Below are 21703 nucleotides of genomic sequence, written 5' to 3'. Positions count from 1 at the left end.
ATGGTTCCAGATTGGCGCTGGCCGCCCCCACAATCTCGGAAATCAATCGGCAGAATCAAACCTCGGCAAAATTGGAGTGAGAGATGGACGCGAAAACCGACGACAACAGCGCGGGCAAATGCCCTGTCGCGCATGGATCCGCCGGCCGGACCAACCGTGACTGGTGGCCGAACCAACTTGACCTCGGCGTTCTCCACCAGCAGTCGAACCTGTCGGACCCGATGGGCGAGGATTTCGACTATGCCAAGGAATTCGCAAGCCTCGATCTCGATGCGGTCATCAAGGACCTGCACCATGTGATGACGGACTCGCAGGACTGGTGGCCGGCTGACTTCGGCCACTACGGGCCGCTGTTCATCCGCATGGCCTGGCACAGCGCCGGCACCTACCGCATCGGCGACGGCCGCGGCGGCGCCGGAGCTGGCCAGCAGCGTTTCGCGCCGCTCAACAGCTGGCCGGACAACGCCAATCTCGACAAGGCGCGCCGCCTGCTGTGGCCGGTCAAGCAGAAATATGGCCGCAAGATCTCCTGGGCCGACCTGTTGATCCTCACCGGCAATGTTGCGCTGGAATCGATGGGCTTCAAGACCTTCGGCTTTGCCGGCGGCCGCGCCGACGTGTGGGAGCCGGAGCAGGATGTGGACTGGGGTTCGGAGGCCAAGTGGCTCGGCGACGAGCGTTACTCTGGCGACCGCGAGCTTCAGGGCCATCTCGGCGCCGTGCAGATGGGGCTGATCTACGTCAATCCGGAAGGGCCAAACGGCACGCCCGATCCGCTGGCTTCGGCCCGCGATATTCGTGAAACGTTTGGCCGCATGGCCATGAACGACGAGGAAACCGTGGCTCTGATCGCCGGTGGTCACACGTTCGGCAAGACCCATGGCGCCGGCGATGCCTCGCTGGTGGGTGCCGAGCCCGAAGGTGCCGGGATCGAGGCGCAGGGCCTCGGCTGGTCGAGCAAGTATGCGTCGGGTATTGCCGGCGACGCCATCACTTCGGGCCTCGAAGTCACCTGGACCACGACGCCGACCAAGTGGAGCAACAACTTCTTCGACAATCTGTTCAACTATGAATGGGAACTGACGAAGAGCCCAGCAGGCGCCCATCAGTGGACGCCGAAGGCCGGCGCTGGCGCCGGAACGGTGCCGGATGCGCACAATCCCTCGAAGCGTCACGCGCCGGCCATGCTGACCACCGACCTCGCGCTGCGGGCCGACCCGGCCTACGAACAGATCTCGCGGCGTTTCCACCAGCATCCGGATCAGTTCGCCGACGCCTTCGCCCGCGCCTGGTTCAAGCTGACCCACCGCGATATGGGGCCGGTCGTTCGCTATCTCGGCCCGTTGGTGCCGAAGGAAGAGCTGATCTGGCAGGACCCGATCCCGGCGGTCGACCATGAACTGGTCAGCGATCAGGACGTCGCATCGCTGAAGGCCAAGATACTGGCCTCGGGCCTGTCGGTATCCGAACTGGTCTCGATGGCCTGGGCCTCGGCTTCGACCTTCCGCAACTCCGACAAGCGTGGCGGCGCCAATGGCGCCCGCATCCGGCTGGCACCGCAAAAGGACTGGGAGGTCAACGAACCGGCCGAATTGTCGAAAGTGCTGACCAAGCTGGAGGACATACAGAAGGAGTTCAACGCATCACAGGCGGGCGAGAAAAAGATCTCGCTGGCGGACCTGATCGTTCTCGGCGGCGTCGCCGCGGTCGAGAAGGCCGCGAAGGATGGCGGCAACGATGTGAAGGTGCCGTTCACGCCCGGGCGCATGGACGCCTCGCAGGAGCAGACGGACGTCCACTCCTTCGCCGCGCTCGAGCCGAAGGTCGACGGCTTCCGCAATTATGTCAGGGGCAAGCAGCCCATGTCGGTCGAAGCCATGCTGGTCGACCGGGCACAGTTGCTGGGCCTGACCGCGCCGGAGCTGACGGTGCTGGTCGGCGGTCTGCGGGTGCTCGGCGCCAACACCGGCAAGTCCGGGCACGGCGTGTTCACCGACAGGCCGGGTGCGCTGACCAACGACTTCTTCGTCAATCTGCTCAGCATGAATACCATCTGGGATCCGGTTGCCGGTTCTGTTCCGGGGTCGCAAGAGGTGTACGAAGCGCGCGACCGCAAGACCAGGGCAGTCAGGTGGACCGGTACCCGGGCCGACCTGATCTTCGGCTCGCACGCACAGCTGCGTGCCCTGGCCGAGGTCTACGCATCGGCGGATGCCAGGGCGAAATTCGCCAGGGATTTCGTTGCGGCATGGACCAAGGTGATGAACGCGGATCGCTTCGAGATCGCTGCCTGATCCGGACATAAGGACGTACAAGGAAGGCGCGGGCCACGGCCCGCGCCTTTCGTGTTCAGGCTCTGGAAATCAATCCTTCTCGAAGACACGCGCCTTGGCGACGACGCCGGCAATGGCGCCGCCGATCAGCGGTGCGACGATGAACAGCCAGAGCTGGCTGAGTGCGGCGCCTCCCGTAAACAGCGCCGGGCCGATCGAGCGGGCCGGGTTGACCGAGGTGCCGGTGACCGGGATCATGGCGAAGTGGATGCCCGCCAGCGTCAGGCCTATGACCAGACCGGCAAACGCCGTCGAGTGCTTTTCGGCGGTAACGCCAAGGATGACCGTGACGAAGGTGAAGGTGCCGATCAGCTCCCACAGGAACGCCGAGCTCATGCCCCACTTCGCCTCGTCCCAGCCGTTGGCGCCGAAGCCGCCGGTGTGGCCGCCGGTCTGGCCCGAAACGATGATCCACAGCGCCAGCGAGGCGATGATGGCGCCGATGACCTGCGCGATCCAGTAGGGGATGACGTCCTTGGCCGGCAGCCGGCCGGCAAGGAAGACACCGAGCGTCACCGCCGGATTGAGATGCGCGCCTGAAATCGGGCCGATCGCATAGGCCGCCGCGATGAGGCCGATACCGAATGCCAGGCCGATGCCTTCCTGGCCGAGCGGCAAGGCGCCGCCGAAGCCGCCCGTCACCACCGACGCCGTGCCGATGAACACCAACAGAAATGTGCCTAGAACTTCCGCCAGATAAGTCTTCATTGCCCTCTCCTCGTGACGATCCGCCGGTCCACGTTTTCCGCGCCGCGAATCATGGCGGCAAGAGTATTCCCAACCGAAAAACTTGGAAAGCAGAGCTGTAGCGCCACGACCGTCCTTGCGGCCGCCATTTTTGAACATTAGAGACCTTTCATCTATTGATCGATCTGCTTTCGCGGGTCAGGGAACTTACTGGTTGGCAAGGTCCGCCGGGGCCTGGCCGGAGGACCTCGCCGGTGCCCGATGGAGCGCGGGGTTCAATCCGGACCGGAAAGGCTCTAAGAGCAGGCCCTGGGATCATGTGCTCGATTTTGATGGAATGACGAATGCGACTGGGCGGACGGCTGGCTGCGGCCATCGAAGTGCTGGAAGACATTGGCCGGCGTCACCGGCCGGTGGCCGACGCGCTGAAGGACTGGGGCCTGTCACATCGCTTCGCCGGCGGCGGTGATCGCGCCGCGATCGGCAACATCGTCTACGATGCGCTGCGCCACAAGCGCTCCGCAGGCTGGTTGCTGGGCGAAGACACGCCGCGTGCCATCGGCTTCGGGGCGCTGCTGCTCGAATGGAGCCAGACTGGGCAGTCGCTCAACGCCGCGCTGGAAGGCGACAAGTTCGCACCGCCGCTGCTAAGCGCCACCGAACTCCAGGCAATCGCGGACCGCCGGCTTGCCGACGCGCCGCCCGCGGTTCGCGCCGACATACCCGATTGGTGCGAACCGCTTTTCGAGCGGGCCTTTGGCGAGGCATGGGTCGAGGAGGGCGCCGCCCTGGCCACGCGTCCGCCGCTCGACATCCGGGTCAATACGCTGCAGGCCGATCGCGCCAAAGTCCTGGCTGAACTGGAGCAGACCGGTGCCAGCGCCGCGCGGATCGCGCCCTATGGTATCCGCATCCCGCCGATCGACGGTGACGGCCGACATCCCAACGTGCAGGCTGAGCCGGCCTTCCAGAAGGGCTGGTTCGAGGTCCAGGACGAGGGGTCGCAGATCGCGGCCGCACTTGCCGGCGCGACGGCTGGCATGCAGGTACTCGACTTCTGCGCGGGCGCCGGCGGCAAGACGCTGGCGCTGTCGGCGGCAATGGAAAATTACGGCCAGATCTTCGCCCACGATGCGGAAAAGGCGCGGCTGGCGCCAATCTTCGACCGCATCCGCCGCTCGGAAAACCGCAATGTGCAGGTCGCCACCAAGCCGGCCGAGCTTGCCCCGCTGGCAAGTCATATGGACATCGTGCTGGTCGATGCACCCTGCACCGGCAGCGGCACCTGGCGGCGTCGCCCCGACGCCAAATGGCGGCTGACGCAGAGACAGCTCGATGCCCGCAAGGGCGAGCAGGCGGCGATCCTCGATGCCGCCAGAACCTACGTCAAACCCGGTGGCCTGCTGGTCTACATCACCTGCTCGGTGTTCGACGAGGAAAACGGCGAACAGGTCGCCGCGTTTCGCGAGCGGCACGGCGGTTTTTCCCCGGTCGATCATCGCCAGCTCTGGGACAGCCGCTTTCCAGACCATGCGGCGGCGATGCGGCTCGGTGCGCTGGGCGGCATTTCGCTCTCGCCGGCTCTGAGCGGAACCGACGGATTTTATTTCTGTGCGCTGCGCCGGGCGAACTGACGCCGCGGACAGGGACCCCGCGGCGCCGCAATTGCAGATGCGGAATCGCGCTGCCATGAGGTGAATGCTTGCAAAGATATCCATCGCTTTTGCTGTTCCTGGTCGTGGTTTTGGGCGGGGACCTGCTGATCGGCTACGCCACGTTGCCGGGTGCCTGGTATGCATCACTGGCCAAGCCTCCTTTCAACCCGCCCAACTGGGTTTTCGCCCCCGCCTGGACACTGCTCTATGTGCTGATCGCCATTGCCGGCTGGCGGACATGGTTAGGGGACCCGGCGGGCACCGCCATGAAGGTCTGGGGCGCTCAGCTCGTCCTGAATTTCCTGTGGTCGCCAACCTTCTTCGGCGCGAGAATGATGGGGCTTGCCCTGGTCGTCATCGTGCTACTTCTCGCCAGCATTGCGCTGTTCATCGCGAGCGTCTGGAATCGCGATCGGCCATCCGGCTGGCTGTTCGCGCCATATGCGGCATGGGTGACGTTCGCAACTCTGCTCAACGCCTCGCTTCTCTGGTTGAACTAAGACGCTTCGGTTCGTTTTTGTTGCAGTGCAGCAAAAGCATTTGCCTGTCACTCATGCCTCTGCGATAAGCTTTTCCGGCAAAAGTGAAGGCTATGGCGATGGCAGCAAAGATCGTACCGGCTCCAGACTATGAGGATCGCGTCAGGGCGTCCTTCGCGCGCCAGCAGGCGATGGCGACGATCGGCGCCGAACTGACATTGGTGACCCCCGGCATCATCGAGATCGAGATGCCTTATTCGGCAGCGTTGACCCAGCAGCACGGCTTCCTTCATGCGGGTGTCATTTCGACCGCGCTGGACTCGGCCTGCGGTTATGCCGCGTTCTCGCTGATGCCGGAGAATTCGGGCGTGCTGACCATCGAATTCAAGGTCAATTTGCTGGCGCCGGGCAGGGGCGAGCGTTTCCTGTTCCGTGGCTCGGTGACCAAACCCGGCCGCACCATCATCGTCGCCGATGGCCAGGCCTACGCCTTCGCGGCCGACGGCGAGGCCAAGCTGATCGCCACCATGACCGGCACGATGATGACGATGGTCGGCCGTGACGGGATTGCCGGGTGAGTAGCCGGTTCGCCGCATGCGAGTTCATCGTGCCGGTGGCACGATGAAAGGGTACGAACCGGAGAACTGCCGAAGGCGGCGTGCCCCGGTTGCTCACTTAAGATCGAGTAGCACAAGCAGGAGGAGATAGTCATGACCGCCAACGTTGTGCGCATAGGCGGCAAGGACGTCCTCTTCGTCATGGCGGCGCGGGCCGAATATGGCCCGCATCTGCAGCGGCTGTTCACCCCCCTGATGACGGGGGTCGGCCCAGTCGAGGCTGGCGTCCGGCTCGGCGCCGAACTGTCATGGCTGAAATCGGAGACAGCACTGCCGGACCTTGTCGTTTCGCTCGGCTCGGCTGGCAGCCGGACCCTGGAGCAGACCGAAATCTACCAGGCTGTGTCGGTGAGCTATCGCGACATCGATGCCTCGCCGCTCGGTTTCGAAAAAGGCGCGACGCCGTTTCTCGATCTTCCGGTGACTGTATCGCTGCCGTTGCGTATTCCCGAAATCCGGGAGGCGACGCTGTCGACTGGCGGCGCTATCATTACCGGTGCGGCCTACGAAGCGATCACAGCCGACATGGTCGACATGGAGACCTTCGCCTGCTTGCGTGCCTGCCAGCTTTTCGACATCCCTCTCATCGGGCTGCGTGGCATTTCGGACGGCGCGGCTGAGCTAAGGCACGTCGGCGACTGGACCGAATATCTGCACGTCATCGACGAAAAGCTGGCCGCCGCCGTCATCAGCCTCGAACGGGCGATCGGCTCCGGCCTGCTCCGGCCGGATTCACGCCGTGACGAGGCGATACCGCTCTGAAAGTCAGGCGACGCAACCCATTGCGCAGACTCATTTCTTTCTCTAAAGGCTCGCCATGACGACAGCCAATCACCCCGACACCGTCCTGATTGTCGATTTCGGCAGCCAGTTTACCCAGCTCATCGCCCGCCGCATCCGTGAGGCCGGCGTGTTTTCCGAGATCGTGCCGTTCCAGTCGGCCGAGGCGGCATTCAAGCGCATCAATCCGAAGGCGGTGATCCTCTCGGGTGGTCCCGCCTCGACGTCGGACATCGGCAGCCCACGCGCGCCGCAGATCGTCTTCGACGCCGGGGTGCCGGTGCTTGGCATCTGCTACGGGCAGATGGCCATGTGCGTGCAGATGGGTGGCGTCGCCGAAAGCTCCAACCACCGTGAATTCGGCCGCGCCTTCGTCGAGATCGAGAAGGAGAGCCCGCTGTTCGAGGGCCTGTGGGCCACCGGCCAGCGCCATCAGGTTTGGATGAGCCATGGCGACCGCGTCATCGCCTTGCCGCCGGGCTTCGAGGTCTTCGGCAAATCGGAAAGCTCGCCCTTCGCCATCTTCGGCAATGTCGAGCGCAGGATGTACGGCATCATGTTCCACCCCGAGGTGGTGCACACGCCCGATGGCGCGAGGCTGCTCAGGAATTTCGTCCACAACATCGCCGGCATCGAGGGCGACTGGACGATGCGCGCCTATCGCGAGCACGCGGTCGAGGCGATCCGCAAGCAGGTCGGCAAAGGCAAGGTCATATGCGCGCTGTCGGGCGGCGTGGATTCCTCGGTGGCGGCGCTGCTGATCCACGAGGCGGTCGGCGACCAGCTGACCTGCATCCTGGTCGACCACGGCCTGATGCGCAAGGACGAGGCCGCCGGCGTGGTGGCGATGTTCCGCCAACACTACAACCTGCCGCTGATTCTGGTCGATGCCTCCGACAAGTTCATCACGGCACTCGAAGGCGAGGCCGATCCGGAGAAGAAGCGCAAGACCATCGGCCGGCTGTTCATCGAGGTCTTCGAGGACGAGGCCAGGAAACTCGGCGGCGCCGATTTCCTGGCGCAGGGCACGCTCTATCCCGACGTTATCGAGAGCGTTTCCTTCACCGGCGGCCCGTCGGTGACCATCAAGTCACACCACAATGTCGGTGGCCTGCCCGAGCGCATGAACATGCAACTGGTCGAGCCGCTGCGCGAACTGTTCAAGGACGAGGTGAGGGCGCTCGGCAAGGAACTCGGCCTGCCCGAAAGCTTCATCGGCCGCCATCCCTTCCCGGGTCCCGGCCTCGCCATCCGCTGCCCGGGCGGCATCACGCGCGAAAAGCTGGAGATCCTGCGCGAGGCCGACGCCATCTATCTCGACGAGATCCGCAAGGCCGGCCTCTACGACGCCATCTGGCAGGCCTTCGCCGTGCTTTTGCCGGTGCAGACCGTCGGCGTGATGGGCGACGGCCGCACCTACGAATTCGTCTGCGCCCTGCGCGCCGTCACTTCGGTCGACGGCATGACCGCAGATTTCTACCACTACGACATGGCCTTCCTAGGCGCCGCCGCCACCCGCATCATCAACGAAGTGCGGGGCATCAACCGCGTCGTCTATGACGTCACGTCGAAGCCGCCCGGAACAATCGAGTGGGAATGAGGGGGCCCCGGACGTTGGAGTAGGAAAGGATAGCACTGCCACTCACAGCGGCAGGCTCACTTCATCTGGATAAACCCATTAGGGGGCCCAACGGACGCTACGATTAGCCGACCCGCCGAAACTCCTCCTTAAGTGGCTGCCCGTTGGTGAGCATACCTTGCTGTTTGAGCATGTCCCCGCGCACTTCTGCCGTAAACGATTGGTCCTTGCCGATGAGATCGGCAATCCGTTCGCTCGCGAATTCCATCCGCTCGGTATACGCATTTCCATATCGAACTCTCTGCTGGACTGCCGGAAAACAAGGGTCGAGCTGACGTTTCGCCGCGCCGGTAATCCGGACATCCGGGCCTAAAGCCCCAGGCCGGTCAGGAAAACATCGATCTGCCGCTCGAAACGGGGCCGGTCGAAATCCACCAGTGCCACGCGCCAGATGCCTTGCACGTAGGTGGCAATGATCGATGCGTTGGTCTGCGGATCGAACGTGGCCGGCAGCACACCTTTATCCCGATCCTGGCTCAGCCGCTCGGCAAGGCTCGCCTGGAATTTTTCCTCACGGTCTTCCACGAGCTGCCGCAAGTCAGGTTCCGACAGCACCTCCTCCGACGCCATCGCCGCCGACATGCAGAGGCGGGACGGTGTCTGCGGATCGTCCAGGCAGTCGAGCACGACGCCGAACAGCGCGCGAATTCCCTGGCTGGCCGTGGGCGCAGACATCAGCGCCTGGGCGCGCTTGCGGCCCTCCGTCTTCTCATAACGCTCCACACATGCCAGATAGAGCTGCTTCTTGCCCTTGAGGGTGTTGTAAAACGAGCCTTCGCCAATCCCCATAACCTTCAGGAGATCGCGTAGCCCGGTCCCGGCGTAGCCGTGCTTCCAGAACAGCCGCATCGCCTTGTCCAGAGCCCGCTCGTAGTCGAAAGCAATCGTTCGTGCCATGGGGTCATTATAGCGTTGTTGTAGCGATCGATAAAGAATTTTGTTGACAGGCCGGCGCGCGCGGGTTCATATTTGTAGCGGTCGTTACAAATATGAACCCGTCACCAACTTCTGGAACCACCCTGTTAGGAGAAAAAGCATGACCAAGATCAACGTGCCGACCCGCGATGAGGTATCGCCTGTCAATCAGGCGCTCTTCGACAAGCTGAAGGCGAGCCTCGGCACCGTGCCGAACCTGTATGCAACGTTCGCCCATTCCGAACATGCGCTAGGCAATTACCTCGCCTTCCAGAATGCGAAAAGCAGCATGACGGCCAAGGCTCGGGAAGTGATTAACCTGGTCGTAAGCCAGGTCAACGAATGCGAATACTGCCTCGCCGCACATACTTTCGTTGGAAAAATGGTCGGATTTTCGGATGCGCAGATTCTCGAAATCCGCCGCGGTCAAGCGAGCTTTGACGCGAAACTCGACGCATTGGCCCGCCTGGTGAAAGCCGTTGTGATCCAGCGCGGTCATGCCGATCAAGGGCTCGTCGATGCGTTCTTCGCGGCCGGCTGGACAAAGGAAAACCTCGTGGACACAATTGTCATCGTCGGCGATAAGACGGTGAGCAACTATCTTCATGCAGTAACCCGCGTGCCCGTCGACTTCCCGGCCGCGTCCAAACTGGTTGCGTAAGGATCGCACCGGTCGGAGCCGCCACCATGTGGCGCTCCGGCCGGCAAGTCGAGGGCGCCGAAGGTGAACCATTAAGGAAGGGCTCATAAGGCTTGGCGTACGATTTTTCCGAATTCTGAAACCATCCCATGTCTATCCTCCAGTGGTTGGAGGACGTTTGATGCAACTCGGGTTTGACCTGGTTGCGTGGGGTGTTGAGATGCCGACGATGGGCGCTGACGGTACTTTTGTCAGCGTTTGCGATCTGACTTGTCGGATGTGGCGTGCATCTCGACGGCCGATAGTAATCTTATTTGTCACCGATTGCGGGGCGTCCCCCGCTGGGTTCCTAACCCAGTTGCTCCGGAGATGGCGCAACGGAGCAAAAGCGCCTCGACGCGCCAACGGCAAGATTGCAATATCAAATACTTACTGTACCATTGAGGCGAGATCCTCGCAGGTTATTCGTGGGTGCGTTAGGTGCCGTACCTGACTTCAAGAGCGTCAGCTATTCGCTCGCAGAGCAATTCCCCCGTAGTTACATTTACGTGAAAGCGTAAGCGCTCTCCTTGATCATCAACGAGAGTTATTGCGACGCCTTCATCTGTGTAGTCAGCGCCAAATTCAATATCCGACAACCTGAAATCGCGAGGGACTTTAACTGGATCGGTGGACATATTCGCACCCTGTCGCGACTATTCGGCAGCTGACGGTTGCATTGTCTCACATCGAACCCTGCTATTGCAATTGAGACAAACGGTCAACGGTCCGATCCGACAGCCGCTCGTGGAGCGCATCGAGCTGCCAACCGCAACCCCATCCGGCCAGTATCGAGCGGAACAGATCGATGCCATGACGGGCGACGTAGGCGTTATTTACACAGCACTTCTGCGACCCAGGCCTTTCCGCTCGTCCGTCATTTCGGGTGCAGGTTCGACGATGTCGCCAGCCACGACGGCGCGGGTCCGCTCCAGCATTGCGGGGATGTCCCGAGCAGGGAGCGGCCGGCTAAGCAGGAAACCCTGTGCCTCGGTGCAGCCTTCTCTCCGTACGCGTTCGAGCTGCTCCGCTGTCTCGACCCCTTCGGCGGTGGTCTGAATCCCGAGGCTGTTGCCAAGGCTCGTGACGGCCCGGATGATGGCAACCGAGCTGTCGACGTCATCGGCATCCCTCACAAAGGACTGGTCGATCTTGATCTTGTCGAACGGGAAAGAGCGCAGATAGCTCAAGCTCGAATATCCGGTTCCGAAGTCGTCCATCGCGATGTGCACCCCCAGTATGTGGATCTGCTGCAGCAGCGCGAGAGTCGCCGGGCTGTTGGCCAGTAGCACCGTCTCTGTGATCTCAAGCTCGAGTTGGCCCGCGGGCAGCCCCGAGGCATCCAGTGCCTCGACGATCGTCGAAAGCAAGCGCGTGTTGCGAAACTGCGTCGGCGACAGATTGACCGCAACCTTGATGCCTTTGGGCCAGCTTGCTGCGTCGAGACACGCTTGCTTGATCACCCAGTCACCGATCGGGACGATGAGGCCGATCTCCTCAGCCAGGGGAATGAACTCTGCCGGGGAGATGATGCCGCGCTTCGGGTGATGCCAGCGGAGCAGAGCCTCGAAGCAGCTGACCTCGCCGCGGCCGATATTGAGGAGCGGCTGGTAATAGATCTCGAACTGCTCCCGTCCCACCGCCTCGCGCAGATCGAGTTCAAGAAACCGCCGCGCTTGCATGCGGGCATCCATTTCCGGCTCGAAGAACCTATATGTACTGCGTCCGTCCGCCTTTGCCCGGTAGAGCGCCATGTCACCGTTCTTGAGCAGTTGATCGGCGTTCTCGCCATCGTCCGGCGCAATCGAAATGCCGACGCTGGCGCTGATCATAACCCCGTGTCCATCGACGATGTAAGGTGCGCTCAGCGCGTCTATGACCCTTTGAGCAATGGCGGTGGCCTCGACCGGCTGATCGGCTCCCTTTTGAACGATCACGAACTCATCGCCACCGAGCCTGGCCACCGTGTCGCCTTCACGGACGACGCGCCTCAGCCTGGCGGCGACCTCCTTCAGCAGGGCGTCCCCAATCGGATGCCCCAGCGTGTCTTTGACTGTCTTGAAATGATCGAGATCGAGGCAAAGGACGGCGACCTTGCCTCCGTGCCGGCTCATCTCGATCAGAGCTTCCTCGGCGCGTTCGTGGAACAATATGCGGTTTGGAAGATCGGTAAGCCCGTCGTGGCGCGCCATGTGCGAGATGCGGGCCTCGCTGCGCCGCAAATCGGTCACGTCGTGGTGCGTGGCAAGCCATCCGCCGCCTGGCAGCGGCTGGTGGATGAGGTCGATCGTGCGCCCGTCCCGGAGTTCGACGAGGCTCACAACGCGCTCGGCACGATCGATCGTCGCCGAGAGTTCTTCCAGATATTTTTCCGGCTCCGGGCCGACATACAGCCCCGCGGCGATCCGGAACCGCTTCAAATCGGCCCAATGCGCGCCTGGACGGGTCAGGATCTCAGGCAGGTGGTAGAGGTCAGCGTAGGTCTGGTTGCAAAAAACCAGCCGCCGCTCGGCATCGAACATGCAAAGACCCACCGGCATGTTTGCTGCTGCCGCAGCCAGATGTTGCCGTTCCAGCTCCGCCTCGCGTGCCAGAGCCTCACTGCGCTCCAGGCTGGCACGGTAGCCGGCAAAGGCCGAGAACAACATCCCGATCTCGTCGCGGCGATCCCTTTTCGGTGCAACGAGGGTTGAGCGGTGGTCACCCAGCGTCAGGCGATGCATCGCCTCGCTCACGGTGAGGATCGGCTTGCTGACATTGTGTCGAATCCAGACGACCAGGCCGCCGAGGCATGCTGCGGCAAAGACAATCGCGGCCCAGGTCAGCCGCTGCGCGATGGTGTAGGTGCGGTCCGCCATGGCCGCGACAGCCGTGCTGCGTTGATTGGTGAGGGCCAGCAGGTCATCCAGCCGCTGCGCCGCCCCGGTAACGGTCGGGAGCGATACCGTCTCGAACTCTTTGAGCGCCTTTATTCGCTCTCCTGTTTCCAGGAGCGGGAAAATCGATGTCAGGGAGTCTTGATAGGCCGTCCACAGATAAACGAACTGATCGAACAAATCCTGCTCGGCTCGCGATCCGGCGCTCCTACGGTAGGCACGCCGACCTTTTAGGATCTCATCGCTCTCCCTCGCCATCTCGGCATCGATGCCCTGAAGCTGTCGAGTGTCGTCCGTGCGCATGCGCAATGTCGCATAGAGCTGGTGTTCGGCGAGGTTGCGCTTCATTTCCTCCACGACTTGGACCTGCGGCAACCAAACGCCGGTGATCTGACGTGTGACTTCATTGAGAGATCGCAACTGGGCGACGCCAAATAGCCCTACTGCCACGATGCACAGCAACGCCAGTCCATAGCCTAGAGATAGCTTGGTTCTAACACTAACGTCCTTCAATGGTTTCATGTAAAACATTGGTGCAAAAGACCAATCCCGGCCACATGCGCTGATTCTGTGGGAAATTGGAGGCGCTTTCCTTAGTCTCGCGCCCAACGTATTAAGGGTGACTTAAGATGGTGCAGTATGAGGATCACTGTGAATTCTCCACCGCCTGGCTCCCGAACGTTTCTTTGTCAGGAGCGAGAACGAACGTGCCCGCCTGAAGCAGACGCGACCGACGATCATCATCGTGGCGAGGCCCACTGTGTCGATCAACGGGCAGGGACTTTCGGCGCGGTGATAGCGGGACCGGCGGGACCGCCCTATCGGCGACCCCGCTCACACCTTCCCAGATCAAAGCTTGCCCTCCGCGAGCAACTCGCGGTGCGCTTCGGCATGGGCAGCAAGGCGGCCTTGTGGCCTCTGCGGGTTCAGGCCGTCGCGTCCTGCTGCGCGGCGAGCCTCGACGCGAAGTCGCGATAGGAGTGCAGCGGGCGGCCAAGGATCTTGGTCAGACGCTTGACGTCACCGGCTTCCGGGATCATGCCGTCGCTGGCATAGCGCTCGGCCATGAGCCGCATCTCATAGGCCATCCACTTAGGCATGAAGGTCGCCATGTTCTGTTCAAACCCGCTGGGATCATCGCCGCCATAGGCAACGGGGCGGCCGAGAACCTCCGACCAGATCGCGGCCACGTCCGAACCTGTCAGGGTGTCGGGCCCGACCAGATTGATGATCTGGTTCGGCAGCTTGCCTGGCGCTCTGTCGCGACGGATCAATTCGATCGCCGCGACCTCGGCGATGTCGCGGGCATCGACCATAGCCACGCCCTTGCCGCCGATCGGCATCGGATAGACGCCGTAGTTGAAGATCACGTCCTTGATCATGATCTCATTGTCGATGAAGTAGGATGGGCGCAGGATCGTGGCGCTGAAGCCCATCTGCTCGAGCATCCGCTCGGCGCCGGACTTCACCGCGAAATGCGGCACGTTCACGGCGCGATCGGCGTTGAGCACCGACAGATAGACCACCCGCTCGACGCCCGATTCCCGAGCGATGTTCAGGGTGATGATGGCCTGGGTGAATTCGTCACCGGTGACCGCATTGAGCAAGAACAGGGTGCTGACGCCGTTGAAGGCGCTGCGCAGCGCCTCGATGTCGAGCAGTTCGCCCTGTGCGATTTCCACGCCGGCGGGGAACTTGGCGTTGGAGGGATCGCGGGTGAGCACGCGCACCTTGGCGCCGCGCTGAACGAGTTGGTCGACGACATGGCGGCCAACACGGCCGGTGGCGCCTATAACGAGGATAGTCATGGGGTATCTCCTGACGTGTCACTATTGACGTCCCACAAATTAGTGATCCACAATTGATCCAATAGATGCCATATTTGGACAGGTCGTCTCATTCGTGGAACACGTAAATCTGCTCGGGCTCGCTGATTTCAACCTTGTTGCCCGGCATGGAGGGTTCGGGCGCGCCGCACGCGCTACTGGGCGCCCCAAGGCAACCCTGTCCCGGCGCGTGTCGGAATTGGAGGTTGTGCTGGGTCTACGCCTATTCGAGCGCGGCGCGCGCGATCTGAAGCTCACCGAGGAGGGGCGGGCCCTCTATGAGCGAACCGCGGTATTGCTCACCGAACTCGACGAGACGGCCAGCGCTGTCGCGTCGGGCAGTGACAGGCCACGGGGCCGGCTGCGCATCAGTGCCCCGTTACTCTTCTCGCAAACTGCAATGGGCAAGCTCGCCGCTGGGTTCGCGCAGCAATACCCCGAGGTGCGGCTGGAGGTCACGGCAGACGATCGTGCGGTCGACATGGTCGAAGAGGGATACGATCTCGTGATACGGGTGAACCCCAGGGCCGACGAGAACCTTGTCGGGCGGGCTTTCCTGCATGATCGGCTGGTGGTTGTAGCGGCGCCAGCCGTTGCCCGACCGGCAGGCGGCTCAGCCGCTCCGGCTGTTGTGCGTGGATCGGCCGACCCCTTAACAAGCTGGGAAGTGACCACGGCGAGCGGACAGTCGACAATCGCCATCGATCCGGTTCTCTCGCTCTCCTCGATTGTGATGGTCCGCGACGCGGTTCGCCTCGGTATCGGCGCCGCGCGCCTGCCGCTTTCGGTCGTGAGTCACGATCTGACTGCTGGCCGGCTCGTGCATTGGGCTGACGTTGAAGGGCCTGACACCGTGTTGTGGACGCTGTATCCATCGCGTCGGCTACTCAGCGCGCGCGTGTCCGCGTTCCTGGCCTATCTGAAGAAGGCCTTCCCACAAGGTACGCCGGACGAATTGGCTGCGTTTATCGACTAGCCATCCTCGCCAGGCTGCGGCGCTTCTCGGCTGGATGACAAGCTGAGCGATGGCCGGTTTCAGATTCCGGGCCTGATGAGCGCGCGATCGCATTTTGGTCGGCGGCCGAAGGTACCTTCGGCGAGAGAACGGCAGCTTCCTCAAGGCCGCCGGGAAACGCTATCGGAAATGCTGGAGGACAGCCGGAGAGGATTGTCCGTTGTCGCAGGCGAAGCCTCCGCAACGAGAACCGCCTCGGACGCCATGCAAATTGCGAAGGAACTCTGCAAGGCACCCGGAAGTCCGCGGTCACTCGCTGTCGCCGTACCATTCCTGCACGCGTTGGCTGCCTTTGTTGCCAGCGGTCATTGGCCGAGTCCGTAGCGCTTGCCCGGGCGGCCCGCTTGAAGCCGAAGCCGACGCGCGCTACTTCATCACAGTCGCATTGGCAACGGCAATAGCCGCCGCCAAGGCGTCGCGTTTGCTGAAGTCAGCCAGCTTCCGTCATGTCGATGACGGCCTTGATCAGACCGGATTTCTGCTGCGCCCAGATCGCGATGTCGCGTGGGCTATCGCGCAGGGTCGTGCGGTGGGTGACGAGTCGGCCAATTGGTATTGTTCCAGCGCGGATCGAGGCAATGACGTGCTGGAAGTCGGTGTGCGTCGCGTTGCGACTGCCGATCAGCATCATTTCCCGCTTGTGGAACTCTGGATCCGAGAAGGTTATGTCGTCCTGTACGACGCTGACCATCACCATGACGCCGCCATGCGCAACATAGGCAAAGGCAGACTGCATAGAACGGCTATTTCCCGTTGCGTCGTAGACGACATCGAAACCGCTACCGGCGGTTCGCTCGGCTATCGCTTCGGCGGTCGAACCGTTCGACCCGTCGATCACGTCGAATCCCAATCGGCTGCCAGCAAAGGCCAGCCGTTCGGCATCGATGTCCATGACGGTCACATCCTGCTGCGCGATGCGCGCAAAAAGCGCGACACCAAGGCCGATTGGCCCACCGCCGACGACTAACGTTCGATTGCCCAGACCCGCCATGGATCTGCGAACCGCATGAGCACCGATGGCCAGAAACTCGACCGTGGCAGCCTCGACCGGCGATAGGCCCGTCGCCGGGATCAGATTCTGCGCCGGCACAAGGATCTGCTCGCTCATGGCGCCATCACGGTGGACGCCAAGCACCTCGATCGCGACGCAGCAGTTCGGCTTGCCAAGTCGACAGGCCGAACAATTTCCGCAGGCAAGATAGGGATTGACCAGGACCTGCTGCCCGACCGCGATCTCCACCGGCGCGTTGATTGCCGCAACAGTTCCCGAGACCTCATGGCCCATGATCCGTGGGTAGGTGAGGTATGGATGCTTACCCTCGAAGATGTGGTAGTCGGTTCCACAGATTCCGACATGACTGATGCTGACCACCGCCCATCCGGGGCCTGGCGAGCCGGGCTCCGGGCGATCTTCGAAGCTCAATTCGCCGGGCTTTCGGCACACGAGCGTTTTCATGCGGATCATCGTCCTGAAATGTTCAAAAAGAACCCGGCGGCTGGCATGGCCGCCGGGCCAAGGTGTGGGCCTACTCGAAGTCCTTGACGTTCTGCAGCGTCACCAGGCCGGCGCCGGTATCGACATTGGCCTCCACGGTTTCCCCACGAATCGCCTTGACAACAGTGTCGATGCCAAGCTCGCCCATTTTTGCCGGAAATTGTGCAACGCTGGCATCTTCCGCGCCCGACTTGATTGCTTCGATCTCACCGCAGCAGGCGTCGAAGCCAACCAGGATGATCTTGCCGTTGGCGATGCCGGCATTGCTGATCGACTTGACGGCCCCCGGGATAGGCGGACCGCAGGCCGAATAGATCGCCTTGAGATCGGGATTGGCGGTCAGGATGTCCTCGGTCACTGACGTGCCAAGTTCGAGCGTGCAATTGGTTGCGCCCTTGCCGACCACGTCGACCTTGACGTCGCCGAGACCCTCCATCATGCCGGTGACCCGGTCATCCAGAGCCGGGACTCCGGGGACACCTTGCAGAATGCCGATCTTGTCGCCGCTTTTCAGCACGGTCTTCAGGTACTCTCCGGCGATCTTGCCGCCATTGAGGTTGTTGGTCGAGACCAGTGCTGTCTGACCTTTCCAGTCGGGAATGCTGTTGTCGACGAGAACCACCTTGATGCCGGCGGCGACCGCCTTGTCGAGCGCAGGCGCAACCGTCGGATCGACCGGAGTGATCGCCAGGCCCTTCACGCCTTGCGTGATCATGGACTCGATCAGGGCGATCTGGCCCTCGATGTCGGTAGCCGCCTGGCCCTGTCCGGTGACCAGTTCGATCTCCGGGTGGGCGGCCGCGTATTTCTTGGCGGCATCCTCCATGGTCGAGTAGAAAGGCACGGGGAATTTCGTAATCAGACCGACCTTGATCTTGTCGGCGGCCGAAGCCGGCATCGCAAAAGCGACAGCGATCGCCAGCCCAGCGAACAGTTTTGAGTTGATTGGCATTCCATTCCTCCCTTGAATTGAGACGCCTCCCGGCGGGAGACGCTTCAGGCATTTGCGGACCGCAACGGTCCCCAAAATCTCGAACGGATCAGGCCCCGACGATCATGGATACCAGTTCCTGTTTGTTGTCCTTGGTCGGTACCAGTTCGCCGACCTTGCGGCCCTGGCGAAGCACCACGGCGCGATCGGCGAGCTCGACGACATGCTCCATGTTGTGAGTGATCAGGATGACGGCGTTGCCCTGGTCGCGCAGCGCGGCGACCAGATTGAGCACTTGCCGCGATTCACGCAGGCCAAGTGCTGCGGTCGGTTCATCGAGTATTACGGCTTTTCGGGCGAACACGGTCGAGCGCGCGACGGCGATTGCCTGCCTTTGTCCGCCCGACATCATAGCGACGACGGCATCCAGCCGCGGCAGCGTCACCTTGAGATTTGCCAGCAGAACACGGGTCTCGGCGTCCATCCTGCGCTGCTGAAGAAATCGCAGGCCGCGCGGAAGCCATTGCGGGACTGCCAGTTCGCGGCCAGCGAAGAAGTTTTGTCCGGGCGTCAGATTGTCGAAGAGAGCCAAATCCTGGTAGACGGTCTCGATGCCGGCGAAGCGTGCATCCGCAGGGGAGCGTATCTGCGTCGGCGCACCGTCCAGGAGAATCGCGCCGGCATCGAGTTGGTGTACGCCGCTGATGCATTTGGTCAGCGTCGATTTGCCCGCGCCATTGTCGCCGAGCAGGCCAACGATCTCGCCGCCTCGTACCTCGATGCTGACATCGTCCAGCGCCAGAACTGAACCGAAACGTTTGGTGGCCCCGCGAACCGCCAGCACGGGATGGTCGGCGGTGACAACGCGATCTGCGTTGACTGCAACGGCGCTCACGACTGCCTCCCGGCCTGCATGACACGCATACGCCCTTCGAGGTAATTGCGCAGCACGTCGGACTCGACCGCTATGACAATGACCACGCCGATGACGATGAGCTGGAAAAAGACGTTGACGTTGAGCAGGTTGAGCGCGTTGCGGATGACGCCGATCATGAGGGCGCCGATTAGGGCATGGCCGAGATGGCCACGGCCGCCGAGAAAGCTGGCGCCGCCGATGATCACCGCCGCGATCGTATCCAGTTCAAGCAGATTGCCGAACAACGGCGATCCGGCGTCGGTTCGCCCGGTAAGGATGACGGCGCCAATGCCAGCGCACAGCCCTGAGATCACATAGACCGAAACCAGGACCCAGGACACGGGAATGCCCATGCGCACGGCGGCGTCCGGCCGGCCGCCTACGGCATAAATCCAGCGCCCCCAGACCATCGTCTTGGCCATGACGAAAAGAACCGCGGCAACACCTCCAACGACAAAGACCGACCCAGGCAGACCCCAGACCGCCTCGCGTCCAAGCGCATCTATCGAATCCGGCATCCCGGGGATGGCGCGCCCATCGGCCAGCTGGAGCGCCAACCCCTTGGCAATGCTCAATGTGGCTAGTGTGATGATGAATGGATGCGGTAGCCGGCCGAAGACGAAGAAGAGCCCGTTGATGGCGCCCACTGCCGCACCGCAGCCAACCATCACCGCAATCACCACGAGGGCAGGGGCGCCGGCATGGAAGCTCAAGGCACCTACGACGGAGGCTAGTGCCAGGTTCGAGCCAACGGAAAGATCAATGCCGCGGGTCAGGATGACCAGATGCTGTCCCATCGCAACCACGGAGATGACGGCAGTCTGGGCGAGGATGTTGCTGAGATTGCGTCCTGTCAGGAAATACGGGGACAGGAAGCTGAGGACGATTATCAGCAACACCAAGATGACGACCGGGCCAGCGCTCAGCAGCATCAGGCCAAGCGCAAGGCCGGGAACGGCGTTTTGCTTCCTGGACGCTGTCAATGCGGCCTCGCCGATGGTGGTGCCGGTGTTCCCTGTTTCAGGCAAAAGATTCCCTCCCCGCCGAGGCCTGGTGCAGCCGCGTCGTCAAAACTCAGATCGTATTCGGTTCCTCTCCTTATCGATAAAAAACAACCGGAATGGTTGGGTCAAGTTGTTTTTTATGGATAAAGTTCATGCTAGAAAGAACAAGGTCTTGTTTGGGAGAGGTCGGATGCGAACCGATACCGTCTACAAGAAGGCGTTCAACCGTGCCGCCAGTATGCTGCGCGATGGACAACTGGCCGGTGAACTTCCCTCGGAAAACGAGCTGAGACGGCGAATGTGCGTCAGCCGCACGACCGTCAGGAAGGTTCTGCGAGAACTTGTTCACCGCGATCTCATAACTGAGCGTGATGGCCTCAGGGCGACGGGCCGTGCGGTCAACGACAACGACTACTATCCGGACGCTGAAACAACGCCACGCGCCAAGCATGTCGAACAACAATTCATGGAATGGATGCTGCGCGGCGACACGCGACCCGGAACCAGCATCAACGAGCTCGAACTGGCGCGGCAGTTCGGGGTTGCGACCAACGGAATTCGCGAGTTTCTCATCCGCTTCAGCCGGTTTGGACTTATCGAGAAAAGGCCAAATATAGGATGGCTTTTCAAGGGATTCACCGAAGAATTCGCACTTGAGCTGTTCGAGATTCGGGTGATGTTTGAGCTGCGCTCGGCCCACCTGTTTTCGCAACAGCCCGACCATTCTCCCTTGTGGATAAAGCTCGCCGCACTAAAGCTGGCACACACCGAGTTGCTTGAGCAGATCGAAACCCGTTTTCATGACTTCTCCAGCCTGGACAACCAATTTCACCGGCTGATAAACGAAGCATCGCCAAACCGCTTCATCGATGATTTCTATGATATCATCAGCTTCATTTTTCACTATCACTATCAATGGAACAAGAAGGATGAAAAGCAGCGCAACAAGGCAGCGCTCCTTGAGCATATCGGCTATATCGACGCACTCCAAAGCCGAAACTCCGCTCGGATTGCAAAAGCCTGCCGAACGCATCTCGCTTCGGCAAAGGCAACGCTGATGCGTTCACTGATTGCACTTGAGGAATGATCGAAACCGCAGCGTACCGGCCAGGCTTTGCACCGGCCAGGCTTTCCTGTGCCGAATGGCGGAAGACCAACCGGGATCAAAGCCCCAGATAGGCGCGGCGGACTTCCGGATCGTCGATGAGATCCCTGGCCTCGCCCTGATGCACGATATGGCCGGTTTCCATGACATAGCCGCGATCGGCGCCAGACAGCGCCAGATGCACGTCCTGCTCGACCAGAAGGATCGTCACGCCCTCGTTGCGAATGCTGGCTAGCACCGCCATCAACTGCTCGACCACGACCGGCGCCAGGCCAAGGCTCATCTCGTCGATCATCAGCAGGACGGGTGCCGCCATCAGTGCGCGCGCCATGGCGCACATCTGCTGCTCGCCGCCCGACATCGATCCGGCAAGCTGCCGCTTGCGCTCGCCGAGCCGGGGAAAGAGGCCGTACATGCGCTCGAGGTCACGTTCCACGGCCGCCTTGTCGCTGCGCCGGTAGGCGCCCATCAGGAGATTGTCCTCGACGGTCATGCGGTCGAACAATTGCCGGCCTTCCGGCACCTGCACGAGCCCTGATGCGAACGCCTCGTCGGAGGTCATCGGCACCAGGTCCCGGCCGGAGAATTCGATCTTTCCCGTGGCGGCGATTACACGCGACAGGGCGCGAAGCAGTGTCGTCTTGCCGGCGCCGTTGCCGCCGACCAGGGCGACGATCTCGGCCTTGTGGACCTCCAGCGAAACCTTGTGCAGCACCGGCATGCCGCCATAACCCGCGCCAAGGTCGGTGAC

18 protein-coding genes are annotated in these 21703 nt (G+C 62.0%); 9 read left to right on the top strand and 9 right to left on the bottom strand.

Annotated features, from left to right (window positions below):
- Positions 1-83 precede the first annotated feature (83 nt).
- Positions 84-2294, top strand: a complete 2211-nt coding sequence (gene katG / locus LB556_RS25405) for a catalase/peroxidase HPI (RefSeq protein WP_224570338.1) — start codon at positions 84-86, stop codon at positions 2292-2294.
- Positions 2295-2363: 69 nt separating this feature from the next.
- On the opposite strand, the gene LB556_RS25400 is transcribed toward katG, so the two are convergent.
- Positions 2364-3041: an MIP family channel protein gene (locus tag LB556_RS25400; RefSeq protein WP_224570337.1), complete on the bottom strand. Its 678-nt coding sequence runs from the start codon at positions 3039-3041 to the stop codon at positions 2364-2366.
- 323 nt (positions 3042-3364) lie between these two features.
- Here LB556_RS25400 and LB556_RS25395 point away from each other — a divergent pair, with 323 nt between their 5' ends.
- The 5 genes from LB556_RS25395 to guaA all read left to right on the top strand — a co-directional run bounded on the left by LB556_RS25395 (position 3365) and on the right by guaA (position 8151).
- On the top strand, positions 3365-4654 hold the full coding sequence (locus tag LB556_RS25395; protein ID WP_224570336.1) for an RsmB/NOP family class I SAM-dependent RNA methyltransferase: 1290 nt from the start codon (positions 3365-3367) through the stop codon (positions 4652-4654).
- Between the two features lie 68 nt (positions 4655-4722).
- Entirely contained in the window at positions 4723-5175 is a 453-nt protein-coding gene (locus LB556_RS25390) for a TspO/MBR family protein (protein ID WP_224570335.1), read from the top strand.
- 98 nt (positions 5176-5273) lie between these two features.
- Positions 5274-5732: a PaaI family thioesterase gene (locus tag LB556_RS25385; protein ID WP_027146613.1), complete on the top strand. Its 459-nt coding sequence runs from the start codon at positions 5274-5276 to the stop codon at positions 5730-5732.
- A 132-nt stretch (positions 5733-5864) separates the two neighbouring features.
- Positions 5865-6533, top strand: coding sequence for a 5'-methylthioadenosine/S-adenosylhomocysteine nucleosidase (locus tag LB556_RS25380; protein WP_224570334.1), 669 nt, complete (start codon positions 5865-5867; stop codon positions 6531-6533).
- 55 nt (positions 6534-6588) lie between these two features.
- On the top strand, positions 6589-8151 hold the full coding sequence (gene guaA / locus LB556_RS25375; protein ID WP_224570333.1) for a glutamine-hydrolyzing GMP synthase: 1563 nt from the start codon (positions 6589-6591) through the stop codon (positions 8149-8151).
- Between the two features lie 348 nt (positions 8152-8499).
- On the opposite strand, the gene LB556_RS25370 is transcribed toward guaA, so the two are convergent.
- The gene (locus tag LB556_RS25370) at positions 8500-9087 is read right to left on the bottom strand and encodes a TetR/AcrR family transcriptional regulator (protein WP_224570332.1); all 588 of its coding nucleotides are present in this window, start codon (positions 9085-9087) and stop codon (positions 8500-8502) included.
- A 139-nt stretch (positions 9088-9226) separates the two neighbouring features.
- On the opposite strand from LB556_RS25370, the gene LB556_RS25365 reads away from it, so the two are divergent.
- Entirely contained in the window at positions 9227-9766 is a 540-nt protein-coding gene (locus LB556_RS25365) for a carboxymuconolactone decarboxylase family protein (RefSeq protein ID WP_224570331.1), read from the top strand.
- Positions 9767-10620: 854 nt separating this feature from the next.
- Here LB556_RS25365 and LB556_RS31915 read toward each other — a convergent pair.
- Positions 10621-13182: an EAL domain-containing protein gene (locus tag LB556_RS31915; protein WP_318011317.1), complete on the bottom strand. Its 2562-nt coding sequence runs from the start codon at positions 13180-13182 to the stop codon at positions 10621-10623.
- 404 nt (positions 13183-13586) lie between these two features.
- Positions 13587-14468 (bottom strand): SDR family oxidoreductase, encoded by an 882-nt coding sequence (locus tag LB556_RS25345; RefSeq protein ID WP_224570330.1) that lies wholly within the window; start codon positions 14466-14468, stop codon positions 13587-13589.
- 94 nt (positions 14469-14562) lie between these two features.
- Between LB556_RS25345 and LB556_RS25340 the strand changes: the two genes are divergently transcribed.
- A complete protein-coding gene (locus LB556_RS25340; protein ID WP_224570329.1) occupies positions 14563-15462 on the top strand; it encodes a LysR family transcriptional regulator in 900 nt (299 codons plus the stop codon).
- 469 nt (positions 15463-15931) lie between these two features.
- On the opposite strand, the gene LB556_RS25335 is transcribed toward LB556_RS25340, so the two are convergent.
- The 4 genes from LB556_RS25335 to LB556_RS25320 form a co-directional block, all read right to left on the bottom strand.
- Positions 15932-16957, bottom strand: coding sequence for a zinc-binding alcohol dehydrogenase family protein (locus tag LB556_RS25335; RefSeq protein ID WP_224570393.1), 1026 nt, complete (start codon positions 16955-16957; stop codon positions 15932-15934).
- A gap of 70 nt (positions 16958-17027) precedes the next feature.
- Positions 17028-17948, bottom strand: a complete 921-nt coding sequence (locus LB556_RS25330) for a sugar ABC transporter substrate-binding protein (protein ID WP_224570328.1) — start codon at positions 17946-17948, stop codon at positions 17028-17030.
- An 88-nt stretch (positions 17949-18036) separates the two neighbouring features.
- Complete coding sequence (locus LB556_RS25325) at positions 18037-18822, bottom strand: ATP-binding cassette domain-containing protein (protein WP_224570327.1); 786 nt, start codon at positions 18820-18822, stop codon at positions 18037-18039.
- A complete protein-coding gene (locus LB556_RS25320; protein WP_224570326.1) occupies positions 18819-19871 on the bottom strand; it encodes an ABC transporter permease in 1053 nt (350 codons plus the stop codon). The genes LB556_RS25325 and LB556_RS25320 overlap by 4 nt, the downstream gene beginning before the upstream one ends.
- Before the next feature lie 166 nt (positions 19872-20037).
- On the opposite strand from LB556_RS25320, the gene LB556_RS25315 reads away from it, so the two are divergent.
- Positions 20038-20934: a GntR family transcriptional regulator gene (locus tag LB556_RS25315; protein WP_224570325.1), complete on the top strand. Its 897-nt coding sequence runs from the start codon at positions 20038-20040 to the stop codon at positions 20932-20934.
- Between the two features lie 76 nt (positions 20935-21010).
- Here LB556_RS25315 and LB556_RS25310 read toward each other — a convergent pair whose 3' ends face one another.
- Positions 21011-21673: an ABC transporter ATP-binding protein gene (locus tag LB556_RS25310; RefSeq protein ID WP_224570392.1), complete on the bottom strand. Its 663-nt coding sequence runs from the start codon at positions 21671-21673 to the stop codon at positions 21011-21013.
- Positions 21674-21703 lie beyond the last annotated feature (30 nt).

The sequence above is a fragment of the Mesorhizobium sp. ES1-4 genome (genome assembly GCF_020164745.1).
Lineage (GTDB): Bacteria > Pseudomonadota > Alphaproteobacteria > Rhizobiales > Rhizobiaceae > Mesorhizobium.
Note: the sequence above shows the minus strand (reverse complement) of the source record. Positions and strands in the feature narration are given on the sequence as shown.

What these genes read in the sequence shown, in the direction of transcription:
- katG (WP_224570338.1), top strand. Translation starts at nt 84, where the DNA reads ATGGACGCGAAAACCGACGACAACAGCGCGGGCAAATGCCCTGTCGCG.
- LB556_RS25400 (WP_224570337.1), bottom strand. Translation starts at nt 3,041, where the DNA reads ATGAAGACTTATCTGGCGGAAGTTCTAGGCACATTTCTGTTGGTGTTC.
- LB556_RS25395 (WP_224570336.1), top strand. Translation starts at nt 3,365, where the DNA reads ATGCGACTGGGCGGACGGCTGGCTGCGGCCATCGAAGTGCTGGAAGAC.
- LB556_RS25385 (WP_027146613.1), top strand. Translation starts at nt 5,274, where the DNA reads ATGGCAGCAAAGATCGTACCGGCTCCAGACTATGAGGATCGCGTCAGG.
- LB556_RS25380 (WP_224570334.1), top strand. Translation starts at nt 5,865, where the DNA reads ATGACCGCCAACGTTGTGCGCATAGGCGGCAAGGACGTCCTCTTCGTC.
- guaA (WP_224570333.1), top strand. Translation starts at nt 6,589, where the DNA reads ATGACGACAGCCAATCACCCCGACACCGTCCTGATTGTCGATTTCGGC.
- LB556_RS25370 (WP_224570332.1), bottom strand. Translation starts at nt 9,087, where the DNA reads ATGGCACGAACGATTGCTTTCGACTACGAGCGGGCTCTGGACAAGGCG.
- LB556_RS25365 (WP_224570331.1), top strand. Translation starts at nt 9,227, where the DNA reads ATGACCAAGATCAACGTGCCGACCCGCGATGAGGTATCGCCTGTCAAT.
- LB556_RS31915 (WP_318011317.1), bottom strand. Translation starts at nt 13,182, where the DNA reads ATGAAACCATTGAAGGACGTTAGTGTTAGAACCAAGCTATCTCTAGGC.
- LB556_RS25345 (WP_224570330.1), bottom strand. Translation starts at nt 14,468, where the DNA reads ATGACTATCCTCGTTATAGGCGCCACCGGCCGTGTTGGCCGCCATGTC.
- LB556_RS25335 (WP_224570393.1), bottom strand. Translation starts at nt 16,957, where the DNA reads ATGAAAACGCTCGTGTGCCGAAAGCCCGGCGAATTGAGCTTCGAAGAT.
- LB556_RS25330 (WP_224570328.1), bottom strand. Translation starts at nt 17,948, where the DNA reads ATGCCAATCAACTCAAAACTGTTCGCTGGGCTGGCGATCGCTGTCGCT.
- LB556_RS25315 (WP_224570325.1), top strand. Translation starts at nt 20,038, where the DNA reads ATGCGAACCGATACCGTCTACAAGAAGGCGTTCAACCGTGCCGCCAGT.
- LB556_RS25310 (WP_224570392.1), bottom strand. Translation starts at nt 21,673, where the DNA reads ATGCCGGTGCTGCACAAGGTTTCGCTGGAGGTCCACAAGGCCGAGATC.